22 protein-coding genes and 2 pseudogenes are annotated in these 25,428 nt (G+C 47.6%); 13 read left to right on the plus strand and 11 right to left on the minus strand.

Annotated features, from left to right (window positions below):
* Positions 1 to 14: 14 nt before the first annotated feature.
* Positions 15 to 254 (minus strand): sulfurtransferase TusA family protein, encoded by a 240-nt coding sequence (locus tag ICN47_RS07930; RefSeq protein ID WP_216862639.1) that lies wholly within the window; start codon positions 252 to 254, stop codon positions 15 to 17.
* Positions 251 to 2,875, minus strand: a complete 2,625-nt coding sequence (gene alaS, locus ICN47_RS07935; RefSeq protein WP_216219402.1) for an alanine--tRNA ligase — start codon at positions 2,873 to 2,875, stop codon at positions 251 to 253. Before alaS ends, ICN47_RS07930 begins: the two co-directional genes overlap by 4 nt.
* 125 nt (positions 2,876 to 3,000) lie before the next feature.
* Between alaS and ICN47_RS07940 the strand changes: the two genes are divergently transcribed.
* From ICN47_RS07940 to ICN47_RS07950, 3 genes are all read left to right on the plus strand, one after another.
* Positions 3,001 to 3,462 carry a tripartite tricarboxylate transporter TctB family protein gene (locus ICN47_RS07940; protein ID WP_216219403.1) on the plus strand — a complete coding sequence of 154 codons (462 nt, stop codon included), beginning with the start codon at positions 3,001 to 3,003 and terminating at the stop codon, positions 3,460 to 3,462.
* A 19-nt stretch (positions 3,463 to 3,481) separates the two neighbouring features.
* Entirely contained in the window at positions 3,482 to 4,984 is a 1,503-nt protein-coding gene (locus ICN47_RS07945) for a tripartite tricarboxylate transporter permease (protein ID WP_216219404.1), read from the plus strand.
* 84 nt (positions 4,985 to 5,068) lie between these two features.
* Positions 5,069 to 6,838 (plus strand): glutamine--tRNA ligase/YqeY domain fusion protein, encoded by a 1,770-nt coding sequence (locus tag ICN47_RS07950; protein ID WP_216219405.1) that lies wholly within the window; start codon positions 5,069 to 5,071, stop codon positions 6,836 to 6,838.
* On the opposite strand, the gene ICN47_RS07955 is transcribed toward ICN47_RS07950, so the two are convergent.
* A complete protein-coding gene (locus ICN47_RS07955) occupies positions 6,819 to 7,706 on the minus strand; it encodes an SDR family oxidoreductase (protein WP_216219515.1) in 888 nt (295 codons plus the stop codon). The two genes, ICN47_RS07950 and ICN47_RS07955, sit on opposite strands and share 20 nt — an antisense overlap.
* Positions 7,707 to 7,742: 36 nt before the next feature.
* On the opposite strand from ICN47_RS07955, the gene ICN47_RS07960 reads away from it, so the two are divergent.
* Positions 7,743 to 8,783: a 2Fe-2S iron-sulfur cluster-binding protein gene (locus tag ICN47_RS07960; RefSeq protein ID WP_216219406.1), complete on the plus strand. Its 1,041-nt coding sequence runs from the start codon at positions 7,743 to 7,745 to the stop codon at positions 8,781 to 8,783.
* A gap of 55 nt (positions 8,784 to 8,838) precedes the next feature.
* On the plus strand, positions 8,839 to 10,032 hold the full coding sequence (locus tag ICN47_RS07965) for an acetylornithine transaminase (protein ID WP_216219407.1): 1,194 nt from the start codon (positions 8,839 to 8,841) through the stop codon (positions 10,030 to 10,032).
* Positions 10,033 to 10,054: 22 nt separating this feature from the next.
* Here the strand turns inward: ICN47_RS07965 and ispH are convergent, their stop codons facing one another.
* Both ispH and ICN47_RS07975 read right to left on the minus strand, forming a co-directional pair.
* Positions 10,055 to 11,005 carry a 4-hydroxy-3-methylbut-2-enyl diphosphate reductase gene (gene ispH, locus ICN47_RS07970; protein WP_216219408.1) on the minus strand — a complete coding sequence of 317 codons (951 nt, stop codon included), beginning with the start codon at positions 11,003 to 11,005 and terminating at the stop codon, positions 10,055 to 10,057.
* Positions 11,006 to 11,008: 3 nt separating this feature from the next.
* A complete protein-coding gene (locus ICN47_RS07975; RefSeq protein ID WP_216219409.1) occupies positions 11,009 to 11,455 on the minus strand; it encodes a peptidylprolyl isomerase in 447 nt (148 codons plus the stop codon).
* Positions 11,456 to 11,497: 42 nt separating this feature from the next.
* Here ICN47_RS07975 and radC point away from each other — a divergent pair.
* The 3 genes and pseudogenes from radC (at position 11,498) to rpmG (ending at position 12,739) form a co-directional block, all read left to right on the plus strand.
* Positions 11,498 to 12,179 (plus strand): annotated as a pseudogene (radC, locus tag ICN47_RS12975) (DNA repair protein RadC).
* Positions 12,180 to 12,326: 147 nt separating this feature from the next.
* On the plus strand, positions 12,327 to 12,560 hold the full coding sequence (gene rpmB / locus ICN47_RS07985) for a 50S ribosomal protein L28 (protein WP_011903570.1): 234 nt from the start codon (positions 12,327 to 12,329) through the stop codon (positions 12,558 to 12,560).
* A gap of 11 nt (positions 12,561 to 12,571) precedes the next feature.
* Positions 12,572 to 12,739, plus strand: coding sequence for a 50S ribosomal protein L33 (gene rpmG / locus ICN47_RS07990; RefSeq protein ID WP_216219410.1), 168 nt, complete (start codon positions 12,572 to 12,574; stop codon positions 12,737 to 12,739).
* Positions 12,740 to 12,830: 91 nt separating this feature from the next.
* Here the strand turns inward: rpmG and ICN47_RS07995 are convergent, their stop codons facing one another.
* The 3 genes from ICN47_RS07995 to purN are packed head-to-tail and all read right to left on the minus strand — an operon-like array spanning position 12,831 to position 16,260.
* Positions 12,831 to 14,030, minus strand: a complete 1,200-nt coding sequence (locus ICN47_RS07995) for an acyl-CoA desaturase (protein WP_216219411.1) — start codon at positions 14,028 to 14,030, stop codon at positions 12,831 to 12,833.
* 26 nt (positions 14,031 to 14,056) lie between these two features.
* Entirely contained in the window at positions 14,057 to 15,634 is a 1,578-nt protein-coding gene (locus tag ICN47_RS08000) for an RsmB/NOP family class I SAM-dependent RNA methyltransferase (protein WP_216219412.1), read from the minus strand.
* Positions 15,631 to 16,260 (minus strand): phosphoribosylglycinamide formyltransferase, encoded by a 630-nt coding sequence (gene purN, locus ICN47_RS08005; protein WP_216219413.1) that lies wholly within the window; start codon positions 16,258 to 16,260, stop codon positions 15,631 to 15,633. The genes ICN47_RS08000 and purN overlap by 4 nt, the downstream gene beginning before the upstream one ends.
* Positions 16,261 to 16,299: 39 nt before the next feature.
* Between purN and ICN47_RS08010 the strand changes: the two genes are divergently transcribed.
* From ICN47_RS08010 to dut, 5 genes are read left to right on the plus strand one after another with little or no spacing between them, the layout of a single operon-like run.
* Positions 16,300 to 17,250: a bifunctional riboflavin kinase/FAD synthetase gene (locus ICN47_RS08010; protein ID WP_216219414.1), complete on the plus strand. Its 951-nt coding sequence runs from the start codon at positions 16,300 to 16,302 to the stop codon at positions 17,248 to 17,250.
* Positions 17,225 to 20,104 (plus strand): isoleucine--tRNA ligase, encoded by a 2,880-nt coding sequence (gene ileS, locus ICN47_RS08015; protein WP_370626294.1) that lies wholly within the window; start codon positions 17,225 to 17,227, stop codon positions 20,102 to 20,104. The genes ICN47_RS08010 and ileS overlap by 26 nt, the downstream gene beginning before the upstream one ends.
* Before the next feature lie 9 nt (positions 20,105 to 20,113).
* Positions 20,114 to 20,602, plus strand: a complete 489-nt coding sequence (gene lspA, locus ICN47_RS08020) for a signal peptidase II (RefSeq protein WP_216219416.1) — start codon at positions 20,114 to 20,116, stop codon at positions 20,600 to 20,602.
* Between the two features lie 9 nt (positions 20,603 to 20,611).
* Entirely contained in the window at positions 20,612 to 21,823 is a 1,212-nt protein-coding gene (coaBC, locus tag ICN47_RS08025; RefSeq protein WP_216219417.1) for a bifunctional phosphopantothenoylcysteine decarboxylase/phosphopantothenate--cysteine ligase CoaBC, read from the plus strand.
* Between the two features lie 52 nt (positions 21,824 to 21,875).
* Positions 21,876 to 22,325: a dUTP diphosphatase gene (gene dut / locus ICN47_RS08030; protein ID WP_216219418.1), complete on the plus strand. Its 450-nt coding sequence runs from the start codon at positions 21,876 to 21,878 to the stop codon at positions 22,323 to 22,325.
* A 75-nt stretch (positions 22,326 to 22,400) separates the two neighbouring features.
* Here the strand turns inward: dut and ICN47_RS08035 are convergent, their stop codons facing one another.
* The 3 genes and pseudogenes from ICN47_RS08035 to ICN47_RS08045 all read right to left on the minus strand — a co-directional run bounded on the left by ICN47_RS08035 (position 22,401) and on the right by ICN47_RS08045 (position 25,408).
* Positions 22,401 to 23,645, minus strand: a complete 1,245-nt coding sequence (locus tag ICN47_RS08035) for a dicarboxylate/amino acid:cation symporter (RefSeq protein ID WP_216219419.1) — start codon at positions 23,643 to 23,645, stop codon at positions 22,401 to 22,403.
* A 12-nt stretch (positions 23,646 to 23,657) separates the two neighbouring features.
* A pseudogene (gene aspA / locus ICN47_RS08040) lies at positions 23,658 to 25,066 on the minus strand (aspartate ammonia-lyase).
* A 108-nt stretch (positions 25,067 to 25,174) separates the two neighbouring features.
* Entirely contained in the window at positions 25,175 to 25,408 is a 234-nt protein-coding gene (locus ICN47_RS08045) for a hypothetical protein (protein WP_216219420.1), read from the minus strand.
* Positions 25,409 to 25,428 lie beyond the last annotated feature (20 nt).

The raw sequence follows: 25,428 nt of genomic DNA on the forward strand, positions 1-25,428 counted from the left end.
AACGTTAAGCCTGCTTAGCGTCTTTTCATGTAGAAGACCAGCACTTCACCTTCGGTGGTGCTGGCAATCAATTCATTTCCAGTCTGCTTAGCAAACGCAGGAAAGTCGCGGGCAGCGCCCGCATCAGTTGCCTTAATCTTTAAGACTTCACCAGACTGCATCGTTGCCAAAGCTTTTTTGGTACGCAAAATCGGCAGCGGGCAGTTCATGCCAATAGCATCTACTTCTGCATTAAAGACAATGTTCTCGCTCATTTCCTAGCAACCCAATCTTTCACGCCAGCTAATGCAGCGCCAATCTTGCTTGGGTCGTTACCACCAGCCATGGCCATCTCTGGCTTACCACCACCTTTGCCGCCAACTTGTTGCGCGACAAAGTTCACTAGATCACCAGCTTTGACTTTGCCAATTGAGTCAGCCGTCACGCCAGCAATCAGACTGACCTTATCGCCTTGGACTGAAGCCAACACAATTGCGGCCGTCTTTAATTTAGCCTTGAGCGCATCCATGGTCTCACGCAACACTTGAGCGTCAGCACCATCCAAACGCACTGCCAAGACCTTGAGGCCATTGACGTCGACTGCCTGGCTAGCTAGCTCATCTCCTTGGCTAGCAGCCAATTTGGAGTTTGCTTTTTCTAGCTCACGCTCTGCCTGACGTAATGCATCTTGCAGCTGCGCAACGCGATTGACTAAGTCTCCTGGATGGGTCTTCAGAATTGCTGCAGCTTCGTTGATCTTATCTTCTAGGCCTTGCAAGAACTGCAAAGCATTATTGCCGGTAACAGCCTCAACACGACGAATACCCGCGGCCACACCACTTTCGGAAGTAATCTTCAAGCTGCCGATATCTCCAGTGCGGGCTACGTGAGTACCGCCGCACAATTCTTTTGAGCTACCGATTTCTAGAACGCGCACTTCATCGCCATACTTCTCTCCAAAGAGCATCATGGCGCCAGTCTTTTGTGCATCTTCTAAAGACATCACTTTGCCTGAGGTCGCGCTATTTTCCAAAACTTCGCGATTCACAATATCTTCAATACGGCGGATCTGCTCTGCTGTCACGGGCGCATTGTGCGTAAAGTCGAAGCGGGTTTTGCCGGCATCCACTAAAGAACCTTTTTGCTGTACGTGGTCACCCAATACTTCGCGAAGAGCCTTATGCAAAATATGGGTTGCGCTGTGATTCCGCATCGTATCCATACGTTGCACGCTATCTACCAAGGCAGTTAATGCGTCGCCCACTTTGATTTCGCCCTCAAGCACTTCACCTTGATGACCAAAGACATCCGCCTGAATCTTGAAGGTGTCATCCACGCCAAAACGAACGGTTTCATTGCGTAACTCGCCCTTATCGCCAACCTGACCACCTGATTCAGCATAAAAAGGAGTGTTATCCAACACCACTACAGCCGCATCACCTGCTTTCACGGATTGCACTTCGGTGCCATCCACATACAAAGCGGTTACTTTTGCGCCATCGTGTTTCAGTGTGTCGTAGCCGTGGAACTGGGTTGGTTTACCTTTATATTCCAAACCTTGGGCAACTTTAAATTTACCTGCAGCACGCGCTTGATCGCGCTGCTTTTGCATGGCCACTTCAAAACCTTCAGCGTCGACAGTAACGCCACGCTCACGACAAACGTCAGCGGTTAAATCCAGCGGGAATCCAAAAGTATCGTGCAAGCGGAAAGCAGTCTCACCATCCACCACTTTTGCACCGCCAGCTAAAGCACCTTCTAAGATTTCCATGCCATTAGCAATCGTTTGGAAAAAACGCTCTTCTTCTTGCTTAAGCACATCGCTTACTTTATCTTGTGCAGCACGCAACTCCGGATAAGCCTCACCCATTTCTTTTACGAGTGCAGGCACCAACTGATAGAAAAATGGTTTGCGTGCACCTAATTTATAACCGTGACGAATTGCACGACGAGCAATGCGGCGCAAGACATAACCGCGACCTGCATTACCAGGAATTACACCATCTACCACTACAAAACTACAAGCACGGATATGGTCTGCAATGACTTTGAGTGATGGGCTTTGCGCATCACAGTTCTCGCCGCCAGCCTGATCTACAGCGTCTTTGGCAGCTCTCAATAAATTGACAAAGAGATCAATTTCGTAATTGGAATGAACGTGTTGCAAGACTGCTGCAATACGCTCAAGACCCATGCCAGTATCCACGCTTGGCTTAGGCAGCGGATGCATATTGCCAGCTTCATCGCGATTGAACTGCATGAAAACGTTATTCCAAATTTCGATGAAGCGATCACCATCTTCCTCAGGACTTCCCGGAGGACCGCCAGGAATATGCTCTCCGTGATCATAAAAAATTTCTGTACAAGGGCCACAAGGGCCTGTGTCACCCATCATCCAGAAATTATCTGAAGCATAGCGCGCGCCCTTGTTATCGCCGATACGAATAATCCGTTCAGCAGGCACGCCAATTTGTTTATTCCAAATCTCATACGCCTCATCATCTTCAGCGTAGACCGTTACCAACAATTTCTCTTTCGGTAACTTCAATACCTGGGTTAATAAACCCCAAGCAAATTGAATGGCATCCTTTTTGAAATAATCGCCGAAGGAAAAGTTACCCAACATCTCAAAAAAGGTGTGGTGGCGGGCGGTATAGCCCACGTTCTCCAAATCGTTGTGTTTTCCGCCTGCACGGATACATTTCTGGGCAGTGGTGGCCCGGCTATAGGGACGCTTGTCAAAACCCAGAAATACGTCTTTGAACTGATTCATGCCCGCATTGGTAAACAGCAGGGTTGGATCATCTCCCGGCACCACTGGGCTGGAAGGGACGATTTGATGGCCTTTTTGGGCAAAGAAATCCAGGTATGCCTGGCGAATTTGGGAGACTTTCATGGCAATAATTATCGCATTGGCACCTGTCTAGGGCAAACCCTAGACAAGATACCCCCATCCTGCCTTACAATCGCACAACATCAATAAATAGATCGGCAATTAAGTCGATAAATAAGGAGCGCAACTTGAATATCCGTAATCAGAAAGATTTTGGCGCAGGCATCATGTATATGGTCATAGGCCTGTTTTTTACCTATATGGCTACCCAGTACCAAATGGGTACCCCCGCCAAAATGGGGCCTGGATACTTTCCATTCTGGCTTGGCTTGCTAATGACTGCCCTGGGACTGCTAATCCTAGTGAAGTCACTCAGCGCCAAAGCTGCTATTGAAAAGATCCCTCCTTTTAACTGGAGAGTTATTGGCCTGATCACTGGCTCAGTAGTCCTTTATGGCATCTTATTGCCAACGATGGGCTTTATTGTGGCTGTGTTCGTACTGGTCTTCATGTCCGCAAGTGCTAGCCATGAGTTCCATTGGAAAGGTACCTTGGTTAATGCGACCTTCTTAATCGTGTTTACCTACTCTGTATTTGTTCTGGGTCTGAAGCTTCAGTTCCCATTGCTGCCATTCTTCTTACAACAATAATTAACCGGGACTCTAAAAAATGGACTTATTTGCTAATTTAGCCCTCGGTTTCGATACGGCGTTTACGCTTCAAAACCTTCTCTATTGCTTGATCGGTTGCGTACTTGGCACCTTGATCGGCGTTCTTCCTGGCCTAGGCCCGATCGCAACGATTGCGATGCTTTTGCCAGCAACTTATGCATTGCCTCCAATTGCTGCTTTGATTATGTTGGCTGGTATTTACTACGGCTCACAATACGGTGGTTCTACAACGGCAATTTTGCTCAACATCCCAGGAGAAACGTCCTCGGTGGTGACGGCGATTGACGGCTACCAAATGGCCCGAAACGGTCGAGCGGGTGTTGCTTTATTTACTGCCGGCATGGGTTCATTCTTTGCGGGTTGCGTAGCAACTTTAGTTTTGGCTGCTTTTGCTGCTCCACTTTCTCAGTTGGCATTTAAGTTTGGTCCTGCTGAGTACTTCTCGTTAATGGTTCTAGGCTTAATCGGCGCAGTCGTTCTGGCTTCTGGCTCATTAGTTAAAGCTATTGGCATGATCGTATTGGGTCTGTTGATGGGCTTGATTGGTACTGACGTGAACTCTGGCGTCTCCCGCTATGCGTTTGATGTACCAGAACTCAGCGATGGTATCGGCTTCGTGGCAGTGGCAATGGGCGTATTCGGATTCGCAGAAATCATGGGTAACCTTGAAAAAACTGGCGAAGATGAGGGCTTCTTGAACAAGATGACCACCATGATCCCAACCAAACAAGATATCAAGCGGATGATCCCTTCCATCTTGCGCGGTACGACTATCGGCTCCATCTTGGGCATCCTGCCAGGTGGTGGTGCTGCCTTGGCTGCCTTCGGCGCTTACTCAGTCGAGAAAAAATCTTCCAAGTACAGCCATGAATTTGGCAAAGGTGCGATTGAAGGTGTTGCCGGTCCTGAATCAGCCAATAATGCTGCTGCACAAACCTCCTTCATTCCATTGCTCACATTAGGTATCCCACCAAATGCTGTGATGGCATTGATGGTTGGCGCGATGACGATTCATAACATTCAGCCAGGTCCACAAGTGATGACCAGCAATCCAGCATTGTTCTGGGGTCTGATCGCTTCTATGTGGATTGGTAACGTGATGTTGATTCTCTTGAACTTGCCACTGATTGGTATCTGGGTAAAGCTTTTGAAGATTCCTTATCGCTTTATGTACCCAGCTATTTTGGTGTTCTGCTGTATTGGCGTGTACACCGTGAACAATACCGTGTTTGACGTTTATGTAACTGCTGCCTTCGGCATCATTGGTTACCTCTTCTTCAAACTGGGTTGCGAACCTCCTCCATTGCTGTTGGGCTTCGTGCTCGGACCAATGATGGAAGAGAACTTCCGCCGTGCCTTGCTCTTGTCACGAGGTGATTTCACAACCTTCGTTACACGCCCACTGTCCTTGGGATTGCTGATTGCAGCAGCCCTCTTGGTGGTGATCGTGGCACTGCCAGCAGTGAAGAAAACCCGTGAAGAAGCTTTCGTAGAAGATTAATTCCTTTCACCTTCACCAGATCGAGCCCGCAGCAGTTTGCGGGCTTTTTCTTTATGGCTTGGGGCTTTTCTCTACAATGTCGCTATGTCCCAAGATAGCAAACCCTCCAAAGCTGCCGCCCCTATTGCGGAGCCATCGAATTTTTTACGTCAGATCATTGATCATGACTTAGCTAGTGGCGCCTTTAACCAGCGTACTACTTTGGCTGGGCAAGCGATTCCATCGATCATCACCCGCTTTCCACCGGAGCCCAATGGCTATCTGCATATTGGTCATGCCAAGAGTATTTGCCTAAACTTCGGTTTAGCTGCTGATTACAACCAGCAAGCTGGTGGTGCGCGCTGCAATATGCGTTTGGATGACACCAACCCCGTTAAAGAAGATATTGAGTACGCCGATAGCATTTTGGATGCTGTGAAATGGCTTGGCTTTGATTGGGGTACGAATCTGTATCACGCTAGCGACTACTTTGACCAACTATATGCCTTTGCTGAAGTGTTGATTGAGAACGGCAAAGCGTATGTCGATAGTCAAAGCGCGGATGATATTCATACCAATCGCGGCAACTTTGGCCAAGCAGGAAAAAATAGCCCTTACCGCAATCGTAGCCCTGCAGAAAATCTGCAACTCTTTCGCGATATGCGCGATGGCAAATTTAAAGACGGCGAACATGTATTGCGCCTGAAGATCGACATGGCGCATCCAAACATCGTGATGCGCGATCCCGTGGTTTACCGTATTCGCCATACGGATCACCACCGCACAGGGAGCAAATGGTGCATTTACCCGCTGTACGACTTTACCCATTGCATCTCTGATGCCCTAGAAAATGTCTCTCACTCTATTTGTACGCTGGAGTTTGAAAACAACCGTCCACTCTATGACTGGATTGTGAATTCCCTAAAAGAGTTGGGCGTCTTTAAAGACCCCGTTCCGCACCAATATGAATTCGCGCGCCTCAATCTGACCTACACCATCACCAGCAAGCGCAAGCTCTTGCAGTTGGTAGAAGAGAAACATGTTGAAGGCTGGGATGATCCGCGCATGCCTACGATTGTGGGCATTCGTCGTCGTGGTTACACCCCAGAAAGTATTCGTCTGTTCTGTGAACGCATTGGCGTCTCTAAAGCTGACAGCTGGATTGATATGAGCACGCTTGATCAAGCCTTGCGCGACGATTTAGAAGCCAGAGCACCTCGCGCTACTGCTGTACTCAAACCACTCAAGCTTGTCGTTGAAAATTTTGATGAGGGTGCCAGCGAGCCTTGCTCAGCACCTCGCCATCCACAACATCCTGAATGGGGCAATCGAGAATTTAACTTCACCAAAGAACTCTGGATTGAAGCGGATGACTTTATGCAAGAGCCCGTCAAAGGCTTCTTCCGTCTCTATCCGCCAATCGGTGATCAACCGGGTAGTCGTGTTCGTTTGCGCCATGGTTTTGTGGTGGAGTGCACTGGCTTTGAGACAGATACCAATGGCAATGTGACCCAAGTCAATGTCACCCATTTTCCAGATAGTAAGAGTGGTACGGCGGGCTCAAACAACTATAAGGTTAAAGGCAATATTCATTGGATTAGCGCTGCTGAGGCCATTCCTGCAGAAGTGCGCCTTTATGATCACCTCTTCTCCGATCCACACCCAGATAGCGGTGACAAGAATTTCTTGGATGCCATTAATACCAACTCGAAACAAACTATCTCTGCTTATTTAGAGCCTTGCATGAAAGATGCAAAGGCAGAAGATCGCTTTCAATTTGAGCGTCACGGTTATTTTGTTGCCGATCAAAAAGATTCAAAGCCAGGCAAGCCCGTCTTTAATCGCACGGTTGGACTCAAGGATTCTTGGAAATAGTTTTCAAGAAGTGGGCCACGCTGGGATAGCGCAGCGGGGTTTTTAATTCAGGTAAGCGGGTGTTCGTCACCCGTCTTGATTCACGCATAAAAGACCACAGCATCGGACTCACGATCTTTTGCAATTGGCTTGCTGGCAATCTAGGCGGCCTATCTAAGCCAAAAGCATCAGCCACCTCATCGAAGTAGTCACCCATTTTGGTTTGCCCACCATCGCAGACATTAATCACCCGCTGTGGTTTACCGTGATACGCCGCAGCACATACTAATCTCGCCAGATCATCGCTCTGAATATGATTTGAATACGCGTCTTCCTCCGGAAGCAAGGCAGGCGTTTTCGAGTGCAGGCGCTCAAGTGGCAAACGATCAGCTGCGTAAATACCAGGAACTCTCAGAATCGTAAGTGCAACTCCATGGGCTGGTGCCCATAAGCGCAGTGCACGTTCCGCATCCACCCTCCTCTGGGCCCGCTCACTTTGGGGCTTAACGGGAGTGGTCTCGCTCACTTGAGCGCCCCCATGATCCCCATAAACGCCGGTGGTGCTGATATAGATGAGCCGCCTGACGATATCAGGGGCTTGGGCTAAAATTCGGAGAAGGTTGCGGGTTCGGCAATCACGATTTCCAAGATTTTGGGGTGGGGCCAAATGAATGACGGTTTGTGCCAAACCAGGCAGCCGCCATAAAGATTCAGGCTGATCCAAGTTACCAAAAATGGGGATCGCGCCAACCTCCCTCAACTCCTGAAAGCGACTTTGCGAAGAAGTTAAGGCAAAGACTCGGTGACTCCGCGCAAGCTGCCTAGCAACTCGCAGGCCAATATCGCCGCAGCCAATAATCAGGATTCGAGGTTTACCAAAAGATTGCATAGATAACATCGTAACGATTTATTGAAAGGAATGAGAGTGTCTTACCAAGTCACGCTCAAGGCGAGCGGCAAACAATTTACTGTCAACCAGGACGAAACCCTCCTGGAAGCCGCCCTACGTCAAGGAATTAACTTACCCTATGGCTGCAAGAATGGCGCCTGCGGCTCCTGCAAAGGCAAGATTGTTGAAGGTCAAGTGACCCATGGCCAGCATAGTCAAAGCGCCCTCAGTAGTGCCGATGAAACATCTGGCGGTACTTTATTTTGCTGCGCCCACCCTCAATCGGATTTATTGATTGAGGCCCGTGAAGTTCAAGGTGCTGGAGATATCGCTACTCGTAAGGTGCCTTGTCGAGTTAATAGCATCGTCATGCCAAGTCACGATGTTGCCATTCTGAAACTGCAACTGCCTGCGGCAGAGCGCTTTCAATTTTTGGCAGGTCAATATTTAGAGTTCCTTTTGAAAGATGGCCAACGTCGCGCTTACTCTATTGCTAACGCCCCCGAGCAAGAGGGTCCTCTAGAGTTACACATTCGCCATTTACCTGGCGGCGTCTTTACTGACTTTGTCTTTGGTGCAGTTACACCTGCATTAAAGGAAAAAGATATCCTGCGCTTTGAAGGCCCAATGGGCAGCTTTTTCTTGAGAGAAGACTCTAAGAAACCGATTATTTTTGTTGCCGCCGGCACTGGCTTTGCGCCCATTAAATCGATCATCGAGCAAATGCAGGCAAAGAAGATTGATAGACCCGTTCATCTGTATTGGGGCGGACGTCGTCCAAGCGACCTCTATCTCGATGACCTATGCAAGACCTGGGCCAAAGATATTCCCAACCTCGAATACATCCCCGTGATTTCCGATGCCTTGGCAGAAGACGCATGGCAGGGCCGCACTGGCTTTATGCACCGAGCTGTCATGGCAGACCATCCTAGCCTCAAAGGCTTTCAGGTCTACGCCTGTGGAGCTCCAGTGATGGTCAATGCAGCACGTGAGGATTTTTCATCCCAGTGCGAGCTTCCCGAGGAAGAATTCTTCGCAGATTCCTTTACGAGCGCTGCTGATTTAGCCACAAACTAAATCCAATAAAGCGAGATAATAGAAACACTTTTTGCACTGATAACCCCAAGCCAACATGAATAAGCCAGCTCAAGCCATCGACACCCATTCAGTCATGTTCATTACGCAACGACCAGAAGTCACCATGGTTGAAGGTAATGGCTCTTGGTTAACGGATAACAACGGCAAGCGCTATTTAGATTTCTTACAAGGTTGGGCGGTCAATTGCTTGGGTCATTGCAACGCCGGCATGATTGATGCCTTAAATACACAAGCAAAAAAACTGATTAATCCAAGTCCGGCTTTTTATAACGAGCCCATGATTCGTCTATCGGATCTGCTCACAAAAAACAGTTGCTTTAACAAAGTCTTTTTTGCTAATAGTGGTGCCGAGGCTAATGAGGGTGCGATTAAATTGGCACGCAAATGGGGTCAACTCAATAAATCTGGCGCCTTTGAAATCATTACGTTTGATCACAGCTTTCATGGTCGAACGTTGGCAACGATGAGTGCCTCAGGTAAGCCTGGCTGGGATACGATGTTTGCACCTCAGGTTTCAGGATTTCCAAAAGCGGATTTAAATGATTTAGATTCAGTCAAGAAATTGGTCAGCGATAAAACCGTTGCCGTCATGATTGAGCCTGTGCAAGGTGAGGGAGGCGTTATTCCGGCCTCTGCTGAATTTATGCGCGAGCTGCGCAAATTCACCAAAGAGAACAACATCCTCTTAATCGTCGATGAAGTGCAAGCTGGCTGTGGTCGTACTGGCACTTTATTTGCCTATCAACATTACAGTATCGAGCCTGACATCATGACCTTAGGTAAAGGTATCGGCGGTGGTGTTCCCCTAGCGGCGCTCATGGCGACTGATGCGGTTGCATGCTTTGTCCCTGGAGACCAAGGCGGAACTTACAACGGTAACCCATTGATGACTGCCGTTGGTATTAGCGTGATTGAGCAACTCTTAGCGCCTGGTTTTCTAGATGAAGTCAAAAGAAAAGGTGAGCTCCTCAAGTCTGAGCTACTCGCGCTATCTGCAGAATTTGGCCTTGAGGGTGAGCGTGGCGAAGGCTTGTTACGCGCTTTGATGCTCGGCAAAGATGTTGGTGGAAAACTGGTTGAGCTGGCACGCGATCGCGCCCCAGAAGGCTTACTCATTAACTCACCAAGACCCAATTTATTGCGCTTTATGCCTGCATTAAACGTGAGTGATGATGAGATTCGCCAGATGTGCGGCATATTGCGTGAACTCCTCAAGCAAGTAGCCTAAGGCACTCAAATTCAACCAAAGCTTAGTCGATTAAGTTTTTTGGCAACGAAAAAGTAACATCTTCTACAACACCAGGAAGTGCCCGGACCTGACGTGGTCCAAATTCTTGAATTCGATCGACGATAGATTGCGCCAGGGTTTCTGGGGCAGAAGCGCCGGCAGTTAAGCCCACTCGCTTCTTCCCTACAAACCACTCGGGCTTTAATTGATCCGGTGCATCGACCATGTAGGAAGGAACTCCTAACTTTTCAGAAAGTTCTCTCAGGCGATTGGAGTTCGAACTCGCAGCACTACCAACCACAATCACCACTTCCACTTGTGGCGCCATAAATTTCACAGCATCTTGTCGATTCTGTGTGGCATAGCAAATATCTTGTTTACGGGGTTGAACAATATTGGGAAATTTCTTTGTTAGTGCTTCGACGATTTCTTTAGTCTCATCAACCGAAAGCGTTGTTTGGGTAACAAAAGCAATCTTCTTGTCGCTTGGGAAGGTTAAATGTTCTACGTCAGCCACTTTCTCCACCAGGAATACCCCTTCCTTGACTTGCCCCATAGTTCCTTCCACCTCTGGATGTCCAGCATGACCAATCATCAGTACCGTAAAACCATCCTTACACATCTTGACTACCTCAAGATGGACCTTGGTTACCAATGGGCAAGTGGCGTCATAGACCTGCAGACCTCGCTCTTGCGCATCTTTACGTACCTCTTGCGATACGCCATGGGCACTAAACACCACAATGCCGCCTTTAGGAACTTCATGCAAGCCATCAACAAATATCGCACCACGATCACGCAACTCATTAACTACATAAGCGTTGTGCACAATTTCATGACGAACGTAGATTGGCGCCCCAAATCGAGTCAGAGCCTCATTCACAATATTGATTGCCCGATCCACGCCAGCACAAAAGCCGCGCGGTTGCGCCATCAAAATTTCAGCACCAATAGAAATATTTTCTTTTGTCATGTCTTAAAGAATAGCAACGACTTGCGCTTCAAAAGTGACGGGCCTTCCAGCCAAGGGGTGATTGAAGTCAAACCACGCACCCTCGTCATCAATCGATTGCAAGACGCCAGCATATTGAGCGCCGCCAGGAGCATTAAATTCAATCACATCACCAGGATTAAATTCCGTATCTTCGTCACGACCTTCTTTGAGCGCTTTCAAAGAAACCCACTGAACCAAATCCTCTTTGCGCTCGCCAAAACTTTCCTCTGGCGATAGAAGCGCACTTCTTTTTTCACCCACACCTAAACCTAGCAATACTTTTTCAAAGCAAGGAGCAAATTGTCCAGAGCCCATCAGAACCGTCGCAGGACGATCGACAAAAGTATTGATGTAATCATCCCCGCTAGGCAAAGTGAGCCGATAGTTGAGAGTCAAATAGGAGTTAGGCAAAACGGTAAGCTTGGTCATAAGCTAATTGTATCGAGGCCTACGAAGGGCGTACATTCTCCGATTACCGACTGGCCCAAGAACGAGCAGCCTCGAGAAAAACTACGCCTTTACGGAGCCAGGGCTCTGGCTGATGCCGAGCTCCTCGCAATATTTTTAAGGGTTGGGGTAAAGGGCAAAAGCGCCGTTGCCTTGGCGGAAGATTTATTGCATCGATTTGGCAGCCTTCCCCGCCTGCTTGCCTGTAGCCCAGAAGAATTTATCCAGGTTCATGGAATGGGTTTATCAAAATGGTCCCAAATACAGGCGGCTTATGAACTCGTTAAACGCAGCCTTGAGGAAAGACTTGCTCAGGATTCGATTTTTTCTTCCCCAAGCCAGGTGCGAGAGTTCCTGCAAGCCAAAATAGGGGCCCTCCCTCATGAGGTTTTCTTGTGCCTATACCTTGACTCCCGCTTTCATCTGATCGAGTGCCAGGAGCTCTTTAGGGGGTCCATTACCCAAACTGCGGTTTACCCCCCGGGAGATTCTCAAAGAAGCTTTAGCCAGAAACGCCAGTGCCCTGATCGTGGCCCATAACCACCCTAGCGGCAACCCATTACCGAGCGAAGCGGATCAGGATCTCACCAAGACCCTCGTAAAAGCGCTGCAATTAGTCGATATTCCACTCCTAGATCACTGCATTGTGAGTGGCACTGGTTTTTTCTCATTTGCAGACTCAGGCCTTATGAAAATTGACCATTAAAGAGAGTAAATACTAACTTATATGACAGTACAGGATTTTTCGAGTGATTTTGACAAACAATTCCCATCGGCAAAGTCAATTAGAGCTAGCCCAAAATAGCCTAGGACTGATACAATCTTCTTTTTTCGCAATTAATGGAGTCACGTCATGGCAAAAGTTTGCCAAGTCACTGGGAAGAAGCCGATGGTTGGCAACAATGTTTCCCATGCAAACAATAAAACGAAGCGTCGCTTTTTGCCTAATCTGCAAAACCGTCGTTTCTGGGTTGAATCTGAAAACCGTTGGATTAGCTTGCGCTTAACCAATGCTGGTTTGCGCGTTATCGACAAAAACGGCATCGATGCTGTGTTGTCTGATCTACGTGCACGTGGCGAAATTTAAGGAGCGCACAAATGGCTAAAGGCGGCAGAGAAAAAATCAAGTTAGAGTCATCAGCAGGTACTGGTCACTTCTACACTACTTCAAAAAACAAGCGTACAAAGCCTGAAAAAATGGAGATCATGAAGTACGATCCAACCATTCGCAAGCACGTTGCTTACAAAGAAACAAAGCTGAAGTAATCTTTACTTCAAGCAAATAAAAAACCCGCTACATCAGCGGGTTTTTTATTTGCTCTAAATTGCGAGAGACTAAGTCGAATTACGCAATGACTTAAGCGTAACGACGCAGTCGTAATGAGAACTCACGTAAGCTAGTTAAGCCACTGTCTTCAGCACGTTGGCACCATGCATGCAACTGCGTTACCAACTGCTCTCTTGTGGAGTTAGAACGGCCCCAGATCGCTTGCAAGTCACGACGCATTTCAATCATCTTGCGCAACTGTGCATTGCTTGCAATCAACTCTTCAAGCTTGGCTTTCTCAATATCAGTCAGGCGAGCTTCGTCTTTGGCCAACCAGGTACGGGCATCTTTCAAATGGACCGCTAAGACCTGCATGTGCTGCACTTCATTACTAAAGAAGTTACGCAAGGTCTTACTGTAGCGCGCCATGATTTCATAACGGTTTGCGATGATGGCTTCGAGCGTATTGTGATCAGCTGGGCGCAAGTCGCTTAGTACCGGTTTAGGTGGCGTCTTCTTCACAGTGGCCAAGCCTACCGCACTCATCATTTGAATGTAGAGCCAGCCAATATCAAACTCATACCATTTGTTAGAGAGCTTAGCGCTCGTTGCAAAGGTATGGTGATTGTTATGCAACTCTTCGCCGCCAATTAAAATTCCCCAGGGAACAATGTTAGTTGAAGCATCTTCACAATCGTAATTGCGATAACCCCAAAAGTGCCCAATCCCGTTAATCACACCAGCGGCCGTAATTGGAATCCACAACATTTGTACTGCCCATACTGTTAGTCCAATACCGCCGAATAAAAACACATCAATGATGAGCATTAGCCCAACACCTTGCCAAGAGAATTTGGAATACACATTGTGCTCAACCCAATCATCTGGAGTGCCGTGACCAAACTTATCTAAGGTTTCCTGATTAGCAGCTTCTTTTTTATAAAGCTCAGCACCACGACTCAAAACCGTTTTAATGCCGAGTACTTGCGGGCTATGAGGATCATCCACGGTCTCGCATTTAGCGTGATGCTTGCGATGAATAGCCGCCCATTCCTTAGTAACCATGCCCGTCGTTAGCCAAAGCCAGAAACGGAAAAAATGAGAAGCGATTGGGTGAAGCTCCAAAGCGCGATGTGCTTGGCAACGATGCAAGAAGATGGTGACTGCTGCAATCGTAATATGCGTCACCACGAGAGTGAAGATGGTGATTTGCCACCAAGACCAATCTAAATAGCCGTTGGCAAGCCAGTTCAGAAAAGAATCAAAGCCGATATTTGCAGATAAATTCAAAAGTGAAGCCCCAAAGGTCTAAAACCTTATTTTAGTTCTTTAGGTGCTTTCTTGTTTTTGACCTTGATCTCTTTTTCCCCTACTTTTTCAGGGTCTAAGGCTTTTGCGGAAGCCTTCTTTTGAAATACCGCCCCAAAAAAGCCATCCGTTCCATGAATATGTGGCCACAACTGCCACCATGGGTTGTCTGGACTACAACCTAAAGGCATTTTGTCTTTTGGAAACAAGGGCTGTAATACCTCCGCTGCCGGCACTGCCTCAAATTCAGGATGATTTGCCAGAAAAGCTTCTGCAATCCCTTGATTCTCTTGAGGCAAAAGGCTGCAGGTTGCATAGACCAAGCGACCACCTGGCTTTAATAAACGGGCTGCAGAGGTCAAGATATTCATTTGCTTCACGTTGAGCTCTAGCACTCCAGTGGGCGTCTGACGCCATTTCAAATCTGGATTACGACGCAAAGTACCCATACCGCTACAAGGGGCATCAACCAGGACGCGATCGATCTTTCCAGCCAAGCGCTTGATCTTGGTGTCATTCTCGCTATCGATCCACACAGGATGGACGTTTGAGAGTCCGCTACGGGCCTGTCTTGGCTTTAAGTTAGCCAAACGACGTTCTGATGTGTCTAAAGCATATAAGCGGCCTGTAGAGCGCATCAAGGCACCAATCGCCAATGTCTTACCACCAGCGCCTGCGCAAAAGTCCACCACCATCTCACCGCGCTTTGGCGCAAGCAAATAAGCCAAGAGTTGACTACCTTCATCTTGGACTTCAAACATTCCCGCTTTAAAGCCTGCAGTATTTTGTAAGGCTGGCTTACCCATGATGCGCACACCATCAGGTGCATAAGGAGTTGGAATTGCTTGATAACGTCCACCTAAGGCATTCATCTGCGCAAGCAATTCTTCGCGATTCGTTTTCATGGTGTTCGCACGCAAATCCAAAAGCGCTGGATGCATCAATGATTTAGCCAACGCTTCACGTGTTTCTTCACCGGGATATTTTCCGAATGCATCCCACAACCACTCTGGCAAATTATTACGAACCAAAGGATTTAAAGCAGTGGGATCAACGGTCGCAAAACGTTGCAACCATTCGTATTCACCGGTCTTGAGCACATGCGCTAAATCGGCAATTGCACTTTCAGCGCGATTGGCAGAGCCAAGCCCACCTTCAGAGAGAGCAGACAGCAAACCCAATAGGGCTAAGCGTCTAGCCTGAGAGCCTTCTCCGCTTGAAGCAAATTGTGAGAACTCATTTTTACGACGCAAGATAGCAAATGCACTCTCTGCGATCAATGCGCGATCGCGATTTCCTAGTTGAGGCTCAGCTCGAAAATAGCGACTGACAACGCGATCTGCCGGCTGTTCAAAACTGAGTAATTCCGGAAGCAAGCGCTCTAAATGAATCGCATGCTGGGGAAGCGCTTTTGCATTGGAAAAATTCTTTTGACCTTCAGGAGCAATTAAGTTGCCACCAGCATTACGTCTCTCGGGACAACGCAAAGGATCTTTAGATTTTGCTGCGTAACTTTTATGAGGGGCTAGCCTGCTGCCGGTTCGTGAACCACTGGCAGATTTTCGGGGTGGACGTTCTGTACTCATAATTTCAATAATTGCGACTCTGGGGGTTGTAGCTTCACTTGATTACCTTCTATTCGCAATCGTCCATCAAGGAACCATTTTACGGCCCGCGGGTAAATCTGATGCTCCGCAGCCAAAACACGTGCCGCCAGAGCATCTGCATCATCCCCTGGCAAGACTGGAACGGATGCCTGAAAAATAATGGGGCCTTCATCCACACCTTCGGTAACAAAGTGCACGGTGGCGCCGTGTTCCTGAACTCCAGCCTCTAAAGCCCGCTCATGGGTATGTAAGCCAGGGAAAGCAGGCAAGAGCGCTGGGTGAATATTGATCAAACGACCCTCAAAATGGCGAATAAATCCTGGGGTCAGGATTCTCATGAACCCAGCCAAAACCACCAAATCAGCCCCTAACTCGTCAATTTGCTTGATTAGCGCCGCATCAAAGGACTCGCGGGATGGATGTTCTTTGTGCTCTATGGCGTACGCCGGAATACCCTGGGAGCGAGCAAAATCAAGGCCCTTAGCGGCAGAATGGTTTGCAATCACCCCCGCAAATTTGACTGGCCACTGTTCTTTTTGGGCTGTTTTAACGATGGCCTCGAAATTAGATCCGCGGCCTGAGATTAAGGTGACGATTGAAAGCATGCCCACAATATAATTGATGGCTACCCTGAAAGCGATTTTGTGAACGTATTCCGTGGCCCCACCCAGTTTTCTGCAGGACCGGCTTGTGCCTTAACCATCGGCAATTTCGATGGCGTGCACAGGGGTCATCGCGCCCTGCTGAAGCAACTCGTGGATGGCGCCAAAGAAAGAGGCTTAGTTAGCTGTGTCATGACATTCGAGCCTCATCCCAAAGAATTCTTTTCTCCCGAACAAGCCCCACCCCGCATTCTGAATTTACGCGACAAATTAGCAGCGCTTGCCAACATCGGTATTGACCGAGTGGTAGTGGAACATTTCAACGCAGCGTTTGCGCGCCTATCACCCGAAGAGTTTGTCTCTGAAATTATTGTGAAGCGCTTAAATGCCAAATGGATTTTGATTGGCGATGACTTTTGCTATGGCGCAAAACGTGCCGGTGATTTTGCCAGTCTCAAAGCTGCTGGAGAAAAATACGGTTTTGAAGTTTCTAGCATTCAAACTATTGCTGAAGACGGTGAACGCATTTCGAGTTCCGCTTTAAGAACTGCTCTAGCCAATGGTGACATGCAACAGGCTGAAAAATTATTAGGTCGTCCTTATGGAATTTCTGGTCACGTAATTCATGGACAGCAGTTGGGACGGCAATTAGGATTTCCTACTTTGAACTTAGCAGTAGCCAATCACTTGCACTATCGCAAGCCAGCAACAACTGGTATCTTTACTGCGCGAGTCTTAGGTCTTGCTGAAAAACCGCTCGCTGCAGTTGCTAGCTTGGGTGTAAGACCAACAGTGGAAGACGAAGGCCGCGTATTGCTCGAAACCCACATCTTTGACTACCAACAAGACGTCTATGGAAAAATTATTACTGTAGAACTCTTAGAAAAAATTCGTGACGAGGAGAAGTATTCGGATCTCGACACCCTCACAAAAGCCATTGCAGCCGATGCAGTGCATGCCAGAAATTATTTCCAGAAAAAAGCGTATGTCTGAAAAAGAAAACAACTATCCCGTTAACCTACTAGACACATCGTTTCCGATGCGAGGCGACCTTGCCAAGCGTGAGCCTCAATGGGTTGCTCAATGGCAAAAAAATAAGCTTTACGAAAAGATTCGTGCTGCACATGCCAACCAACCTAAGTTCATTTTGCATGATGGCCCTCCTTATGCAAATGGTGATATTCACATTGGTCATGCAGTCAATAAGATTTTGAAAGACATGATTGTGAAATCTCGCTGGTTAATGGGCTTTGACTCCGTATATGTCCCAGGCTGGGATTGTCATGGCATGCCGATTGAAATTCAGATTGAAAAAGAGTTTGGTAAAAATTTACCGACTGCAGAAGTGCAGGCAAAAGCACGTGCTTATGCATTGGTGCAAGTTGAAAAACAAAAGAAAGATTTTGAGCGCTTAGGAGTATTGGGTGACTGGAATAATCCCTACCTCACTATGAGCTATCGTAATGAGGCCGATGAAATTCGTGCACTCGGCAAGATCTGGGAAAAGGGTTACGTCTTCCGCGGACTAAAACCCGTGAACTGGTGCTTTGATTGTGGTTCTGCATTGGCTGAAGCCGAAGTGGAATACCAAGATAAGACGGATCCAACAGTGGATGTAGGTTTTGCATTTGATGATGCGCAGCGCCCTCAACTTGCCAAAGTATTTGGACTATCTGAGTTACCTAATAAACCAGGTCAGATTGTGATCTGGACGACTACGCCTTGGACTATACCTGCCAACCAAGCGATGAACGTTCATCCTGAACTGATCTATGCCCTAGTAGATGTTGGCGATAAGTTACTCATCTTGGCAAAAGATCGTGTTGAGACTTGCTTACAAGACTATGGTCTCGAAGGCAAAGTCATTGCCACATGCCCAGGCGCACAACTTGCGAATATTTCTTTCTGGCATCCGCTTGCGCCATTGCATGAGGGATATAAGCGTCTCTCCCCAATCTATCCCGCTGAATATGTGACCCTTGATACCGGTACAGGTATTGTTCACTCAGCACCTGCCTATGGTGAGGAAGACTTTAAATCTTGTAAAGCAAATCACTTGGATGACAAAAACATCTTGAACCCAGTTATGGGTAATGGCGTCTATGCATCTTGGTTACCTCTCTTTGCTAATGAATACATCTGGAAGGCAAATCCAAAGATCGTTGAAGCGATGCGTGAAGCAGGCAGTCTATTGCGCGACAAAACGTATACCCACTCATACATGCATTGCTGGCGCCACAAGTCACCCATCATCTATCGTGCTACCTCACAATGGTTTGCCAGTATGGATAAGAAACCATCCGATGGCACAACAAGCTTGCGCGAAACAGCACTGGCAGGCATTGAAAACACCCAGTTCTTCCCAGCATGGGGTCAACAGCGTTTACACAGCATGATTGCCAATCGCCCAGATTGGACCTTATCCCGTCAACGCCAATGGGGTGTGCCAATGGCCTTCTTTGTTCATAAAGAAAGTGGCGAACCACATCCACGCACTGTAGAACTTCTTGAAGAAGTGGCTAAGCGTGTTGAAAAGGAAGGTATTGAAGCTTGGCAAAAATTAGAAGTAGCTGAATTGCTCGGCGATGAAGCTGCTCATTATGAAAAGAATCGCGACACATTGGATGTCTGGTTTGATTCAGGAACAACTCACTGGCATGTCATTCGCGGTTCACATCGCGATGAGTTACTCACCGCTGAAGCGCAGACACCTAAAGGACGTTTGGCTGATTTGTATCTCGAGGGCTCAGATCAACACCGCGGCTGGTTCCACTCATCATTGCTGACAGGCGCAATGCTCGATGGCAAGCCTCCTTATAAGGCGCTGTTGACGCACGGCTTTACTGTCGATGGCCAAGGCCGCAAGATGAGCAAGTCTGTTGGTAACGTGATTGCTCCACAACAGGTAGCAGACAAACTCGGCGCTGAAATCATTCGCTTATGGGTAGCTTCAACTGACTACTCAGGTGAGATGACGATTTCGGATGAGATTCTCAAGCGCGTCACCGAAAGTTATCGTCGTATTCGCAATACCTTACGCTTCTTGCTCGCGAATCTCTCTGACTTTGATCCAAGCAAGCACTCAATGCCTGGAGATCAGTGGCTTGAGATTGATCGCTATGCAGTTGCACTGGCCAATCAGTTGCAAGCTGATATTGAAGCGCATTACCAGGCTTATGAGTTCCAGCCAGCAGTTGCTCGCATGCTCACTTTCTGCTCCGAAGATTTAGGTGGATTCTATTTAGACATTCTGAAGGATCGCCTCTATACGAGTGCACCAGACTCAGCCGATCGTCGTGCCGCACAGAATGCACTATTTCATATCACTCGCAATCTCTTGAAGTGGCTGTCTCCATTCCTGTCGTTTACCGCCGAGGAAGCTTGGCAGTCCTTCCCTCATGGCTCGAATGACAAAGCAAAAGAATCCATCTTCATGGAAGAGTTTGGAAGCTTCCCAGAAGTTGCGAATGCGGAAGAGTTGCTGGCCAAATGGAATCGTATCCGAGAAATTCGCTCTGAAGTGACCAAAGCCATTGAGATCGAACGTGAAGCTGGGCATGTAGGCTCATCTTTACAGGCTGAGCTCACCATCAAGGTTGGCGATGTCGACTTCGCCATTCTGCACTCGCTAGAAGATGACTTACGCTTTGTGACCATCACCTCCAGCGCCAATATTGAATTGAGCAATGCTGGACTAGAAGTTTTAGTTCGAGGCAGCCAATATAAGAAGTGTGGCCGTTGCTGGCACCACACTGCTGATGTTGGCGGCAATGCTGAACATGCCGATCTTTGTGGGCGCTGTATCAGCAACCTATTTGGTGATGGCGATCACCGTCTATTTGCGTAAGCGGACTACATGAAACTGACATTTCTACGTTATCTTGCAATTGCCATTTTGGTGCTATTGCTTGATCAATTGAGCAAATGGTCCGCATTGAGTAATTTACAGATGGGGGTTCCTGAACCAGTGCTCCCATTCTTAAATTGGCTATTGTTGTTTAATCCAGGCGCCGCTTTCTCCTTTTTAGCACAGGGCTCTGGCTGGCAACGCTGGTTCTTTACGGCCCTCGGTCTTGGAGCGGCAATCTATATCGTTTATCTGCTCTATAAAAACCAAGATGAAAAAATACTGTGCATCGCACTGAGCCTTATTTTGGGCGGGGCCCTTGGCAATGTTTTAGATCGAGTGATGTTTGGTGCTGTAGTCGACTTCATCGACCTTTATTACGCAAATTGGCACTGGCCTGCATTCAACATTGCTGACAGTTCTATTTGCATTGGTGCTACCCTCATTATTTGGGGTGAATTTCGTAAGTCATTTGGCAAATCCGCCCAATCCCATTAAGCTGGCGCCATGCAATCACTTTTAAATAAAAAAATTGTTCTGGGTATCTCTGGTGGCATCGCTGCCTACAAGACTCCAGAGCTTGCACGCCAGCTCATGCAAGAAGGTGCCTCAGTGCAAGTAGTCATGACTGAAGCGGCGGGACAGTTTGTGACTGCAGTGACGATGCAAGCCCTCACAGGCAATCCGGTATATAAGAGTCAGTGGGATAGCAGCATCCCCAACAATATGGCGCATATTGAATTATCTAGATCTGCAGATGCTATTTTGATTGCGCCCTCCAGCGCTGACCTCATGGCTAAACTTTCCTTGGGTCTAGCGGATGATTTACTCAGCACTCTGTGCCTAGCAAGAGACTGCCCCCTCTTACTTGCGCCGGCAATGAATAAACAAATGTGGGATCACGCTGCTACTCAGAGAAGTGCAGAAAGATTGTTGAATGACGGCGTGACCTTATTAGGACCTGCCAGTGGCTTTCAGGCATGCGGTGAAGTGGGCATGGGCAGAATGCTCGAGCCAGCAGAAATCCGCGAACAAGTGGTCGCCTTCTTTCAGAAAAAGACTTTGCTGGGTAAAAAAGTACTCATTACTGCCGGCCCTACCTTTGAGGCGATTGATCCCGTTCGCGGAATTACTAATCACAGCTCGGGGAAGATGGGTTTTGCGATTGCTCGCGCGGCAGTGGAGGCTGGCGCAGAAGTCCATCTCATTGCTGGCCCCTGTGACCTTGAGACTCCCCTGGCAGCGACTGGAAAAATTATCCGTACCGACGTCGTCAGTGCCAAAGAAATGCATGCAGCAGCCCTTAAATCAACCGATAGCGACATCTTCTTCGCTGTTGCTGCGGTAGCGGACTGGGGAATTGCCAAGCCTGCTAAAGAAAAGATGAAGCGTCAGGGACAAAAAGCGCCCTCAATAGAATTTATTGCCAACCCTGACATACTTCTGGATGTTGCTAAGACCGTGAAAACCAAGGGTGGCAAGCCTCACCCTTATTGTGTTGGATTTGCAGCAGAGTCCACCAACCTAGAAGCGCATGCCGAAGAGAAGCGCAAGCGCAAAGGTATTCCGATGATTGTAGGCAACATTGGTCCGGACACTTTTGGTAGCGACTTAAATCAACTCTTGGTAATCGATGCTCAGGGCAACAAAAAACTGGCGAAAGCTGAAAAGCTGCAATTAGCACGGCAACTGATTCAACTGCTTGCCAAGAAAATATAAGCATCTTCTTTTTAATCCCCGCTATTACTTCTACCCCGCTTTAGGAAATCTCATGCAATCACTTCAAGTCAAAATTCTCGATGAACGCATGCGCGATCAGCTGCCTAGTTATGGCACATCTGGCAGTGCAGGACTCGACTTAAGAGCCTGTATTGATGAAACTATTGAAATTGCTCCCGGCCAAACTGTGTTGATACCAACTGGTCTAGCCATTTATGTTGAAGACCCCCGTTATGCGGCCTTTATTCTGCCGCGCTCAGGACTGGGTCATAAACACGGCATCGTGCTCGGCAATCTTGTTGGCCTAATTGATTCTGACTACCAGGGTCAACTCATGGTGAGCACTTGGAATCGCGGCTCAACTCCTTTCAAGCTAGAGCCGATGGAGCGTTTAGCGCAATTGGTTGTGATGCCCGTGATGCAGGTGGAGCTCAAAGTCGTGGAAGAATTTACCGAAAGCAGTCGTGGCGCAGGCGGCTTTGGAAGCACTGGTAGAAGTTAAGCATTCGCAATTACTGTGAGATAAAAAACCACCCGGAGGTGGTTTTTTATTGTCTAACTTCTAGAATTTACATTATTAGGAATGCGATCCGTGAGGATCTAACTCCCCCTCCCACTTGGAGATCACTGCAGTAGCCAGGCCATTACCGAGCACATTGGTAGCAGAGCGCGCCATATCTAAGAAGTGATCAATTCCCAGGATCAATAAGACGCCTGCTTCAGGCAAATTAAATTGTGAAAGGGTTGCTGCAATCACCACTAGTGATGCGCGTGGGACGCCCGCAATCCCTTTAGAGGTAATCATTAAAACGAGCAACATAATGAGTTGCTGCGATAGAGGCATATCAATCCCATATACCTGCGCAATAAAGACTGCTGCGAATGAGCAGTACATCATCGAGCCATCTAAATTAAATGAGTAGCCTATTGGCAATACAAAGGAGGCAATTTTATTTTTACAACCAAAACGCTCAACTTGCTCTAGCGTCATTGGATAAGCAGCCTCCGAACTTGCGGTAGTGAAGGCCAGAAGAATTGGTTCACGCAACATAGATACCAAATGAAAGGCACGTCTTTTGAGAACCAGAGAGCTAATTAAGATGATCACTAGCCAGAGCATCAATATCGAGGCATAGAAACTGGCCATAAACTTGCCATAAGTAAACAGAATATCTAAGCCATTTTCTGCAATCACCGAAGAGACGGCTGCAAATACAGCCACTGGAGCAAACTTCATGACCGCTGTAGTGATCTTGAGCATGATGTGCGACAGCATATCCAGATTCCGAACGAACTCTTCAGCACGCTGTCCAAAACTACCAGCAGCCACACCAAAAAAGATTGCAAAGACTACGATTTGTAGGATTTCATTCTTGCTCATCGCCTCAAAAATACTGCTGGGGAAGATGTGCTGAAAAAACTCACGTACATGAAAGCCACCCTTATCTAAGCCAGTACTCGCTGTTACTTCGGGTATAGGCAAGTTAACGCCAATACCCGGATCCAGCAAATTGACCATGAATAAACCCAATAGCAATGACACCATTGACATGGAAATGAACCAACCGAAGGTTTTCAATCCTACCCGGCCAATCGCTGAGGCATCGCCCATTCTGGCGATACCTACCACCAAAGTGCTGAAGACTAATGGCGCAATAATCATTTTGATCAAGCGTAAGAAGATATCGGTGAGCACCGAGATATATTCAACATACTGCACAGCAAATCCTGAAGTCGCACCATAACGGTTAACGAGAAAGCCGCTAATGATCCCCAGGATCATCGCGCCAAGGATAAAGTGGGTGAGTTTTTTTGACGACATGGTTTTCCTTGTTTACTTTGACTGGATGCCAGGGGCGGTGAGTACTGCTGGACTTAGGATTTTATCTAGAGTTTCTTTATCCATGAGGCCAAGCTCTAAGACTAAATCGGCTACTGAGCAATTTTCTTGTAGGGCCCGCTTCGCAATCATGGTGGCATTTTCATAACCAAGATAAGGATTGAGAGCTGTTGCCAAGCCGGCTGAAGTACGAACGCGCTCAGCCAATACCTCACGATTAGCTGTAATACCCACCACACAATGGGTTTTTAAAGTATTACAATTGCCGCCAAATGTTCAATGCTCTTAAACAGACTATGCGCAATGATGGGCTCAAATGCATTGAGCTGCAATTGACCACCCTCTGCCGCCATCGTAATAGTCACATCATTACCAATGACCTCAAAGGCAATCTGATTAACCACCTCTGGAATAACTGGATTTACCTTACCGGGCATGATGGATGAACCAGCAGCGCGAGCAGGAAGGCGAATCTCATTGAGGCCCGCCTGTGGACCGCTGGAGAGTAAGCGCAAATCATTGCAAATTTTGGATAGCTTTACCGCCACTCGCTTCAATACCCCAGAAAGCTGAACAAAAGCACCGCAATCTTGGGTAGCCTCGATCAGATTCGGCGAAACAATGACATCGACTCCTGAGATCTTCTTGAGATTTGCAATCGCTAGCTTCGAATACCGCACGTCGGTATTGATACCGGTGCCAATTGCTGTTGCCCCCAAATTAATTTCCGCGATCAATGAGATTGCCTCTTTTAATCGCTCCACATCTTCCCGAATCATGACGGCGTAGGTTGAAAACTCTTGACCTAGCGTCATCGGAACGGCATCTTGTAGCTGAGTTCTACCAATTTTTAAAATATCTTTAAATTCTTCAGCCTTATCAGCAAAGGCGTTACTTAAAGATTCCATTGCTTTTAAAAGTGTTGGGATGGCAAGGCAAGTTGCAAGCCTTAATGAAGTGGGATAAACGTCATTGGTGCTTTGCGACATGTTGACATCATTAATGGGGTGCAGATGTGCATAGTCTCCTTTGGGATAGCCCAGGATTTCTAAAGCACGATTGGCAATCACTTCATTGGCGTTCATATTGGTAGAAGTACCTGCACCGCCTTGAATGACATCGACAACAAACTGATCATGCCACTTTCCAGATTCAATTTCGTGGCAGGCCGTAATAATTGCTTCAGCTTTTTTGGGGTCCAAATGTCCCATCTCTAAGTTTGCTTTTGCAGCAGCCTCTTTCACATAAGCCAAAGACTTAATCAAATCAGAGTATGTGCCAATCATTTTTCCCGTAATGGGATAGTTCTCGATCGCCCTGAGGGTATGGATACCCCAATATGCATCTGCCGGAACTTGCGCATCTCCCAAAAGGTCATGTTCTGGGCGGGTTAACTGTGACATAGCGTTCTCCATGAAAGATCAATCAATGTATCACCAAATGGACATCATTTATCAGGCGGACAAAGAAAAAGCCACCCTAGGGTGGCTCTTCATTAAAGCTTTACCGTCTTACTTGCGGACATGCGCATGACGAGCTGCATCTTGTGACATACCAGCTCCAGCGCCTTCACGAGATTCTTTTTCTGCAGTGATTTCTTTACGGCGCTCTTTACAAGAACCGGCAATCTCTTGCAGTGCTTTACGAGCACGAGCAGCAGAAGCCTTTACGCCCTTACCTTGAAACTTTTCATTTTCGGCTTTGTAAGTTTCAAAAGCTTCGAGTAATTTATCGTGATGGGACATGTTTTCCTTTTTTATAGGTA

The organism is Polynucleobacter sp. AP-Latsch-80-C2, from assembly GCF_018882185.1.
Classification (GTDB): Bacteria; Pseudomonadota; Gammaproteobacteria; order Burkholderiales; family Burkholderiaceae; genus Polynucleobacter.

Bases quoted from the DNA above. Each gene is read 5' to 3' on its own strand.
- ICN47_RS08000 (WP_216219412.1), bottom strand. From the start codon at position 15,634: ATGAGTACAGAACGTCCACCCCGAAAATCTGCCAGTGGTTCACGAACC.
- ICN47_RS08035 (WP_216219419.1), bottom strand. From the start codon at position 23,645: ATGTCGTCAAAAAAACTCACCCACTTTATCCTTGGCGCGATGATCCTG.
- purN (WP_216219413.1), bottom strand. From the start codon at position 16,260: ATGCTTTCAATCGTCACCTTAATCTCAGGCCGCGGATCTAATTTCGAG.
- rpmB (WP_011903570.1), top strand. From the start codon at position 12,327: ATGGCAAAAGTTTGCCAAGTCACTGGGAAGAAGCCGATGGTTGGCAAC.
- ICN47_RS08045 (WP_216219420.1), bottom strand. From the start codon at position 25,408: ATGTCCCATCACGATAAATTACTCGAAGCTTTTGAAACTTACAAAGCC.
- ispH (WP_216219408.1), bottom strand. From the start codon at position 11,005: ATGACAAAAGAAAATATTTCTATTGGTGCTGAAATTTTGATGGCGCAA.
- ICN47_RS07955 (WP_216219515.1), bottom strand. From the start codon at position 7,706: ATGCAATCTTTTGGTAAACCTCGAATCCTGATTATTGGCTGCGGCGAT.
- ICN47_RS07950 (WP_216219405.1), top strand. From the start codon at position 5,069: ATGTCCCAAGATAGCAAACCCTCCAAAGCTGCCGCCCCTATTGCGGAG.
- rpmG (WP_216219410.1), top strand. From the start codon at position 12,572: ATGGCTAAAGGCGGCAGAGAAAAAATCAAGTTAGAGTCATCAGCAGGT.
- coaBC (WP_216219417.1), top strand. From the start codon at position 20,612: ATGCAATCACTTTTAAATAAAAAAATTGTTCTGGGTATCTCTGGTGGC.
- ICN47_RS07930 (WP_216862639.1), bottom strand. From the start codon at position 254: ATGAGCGAGAACATTGTCTTTAATGCAGAAGTAGATGCTATTGGCATG.
- lspA (WP_216219416.1), top strand. From the start codon at position 20,114: ATGAAACTGACATTTCTACGTTATCTTGCAATTGCCATTTTGGTGCTA.
- ICN47_RS07975 (WP_216219409.1), bottom strand. From the start codon at position 11,455: ATGACCAAGCTTACCGTTTTGCCTAACTCCTATTTGACTCTCAACTAT.
- dut (WP_216219418.1), top strand. From the start codon at position 21,876: ATGCAATCACTTCAAGTCAAAATTCTCGATGAACGCATGCGCGATCAG.
- alaS (WP_216219402.1), bottom strand. From the start codon at position 2,875: ATGAAAGTCTCCCAAATTCGCCAGGCATACCTGGATTTCTTTGCCCAA.
- ICN47_RS07965 (WP_216219407.1), top strand. From the start codon at position 8,839: ATGAATAAGCCAGCTCAAGCCATCGACACCCATTCAGTCATGTTCATT.
- ICN47_RS07945 (WP_216219404.1), top strand. From the start codon at position 3,482: ATGGACTTATTTGCTAATTTAGCCCTCGGTTTCGATACGGCGTTTACG.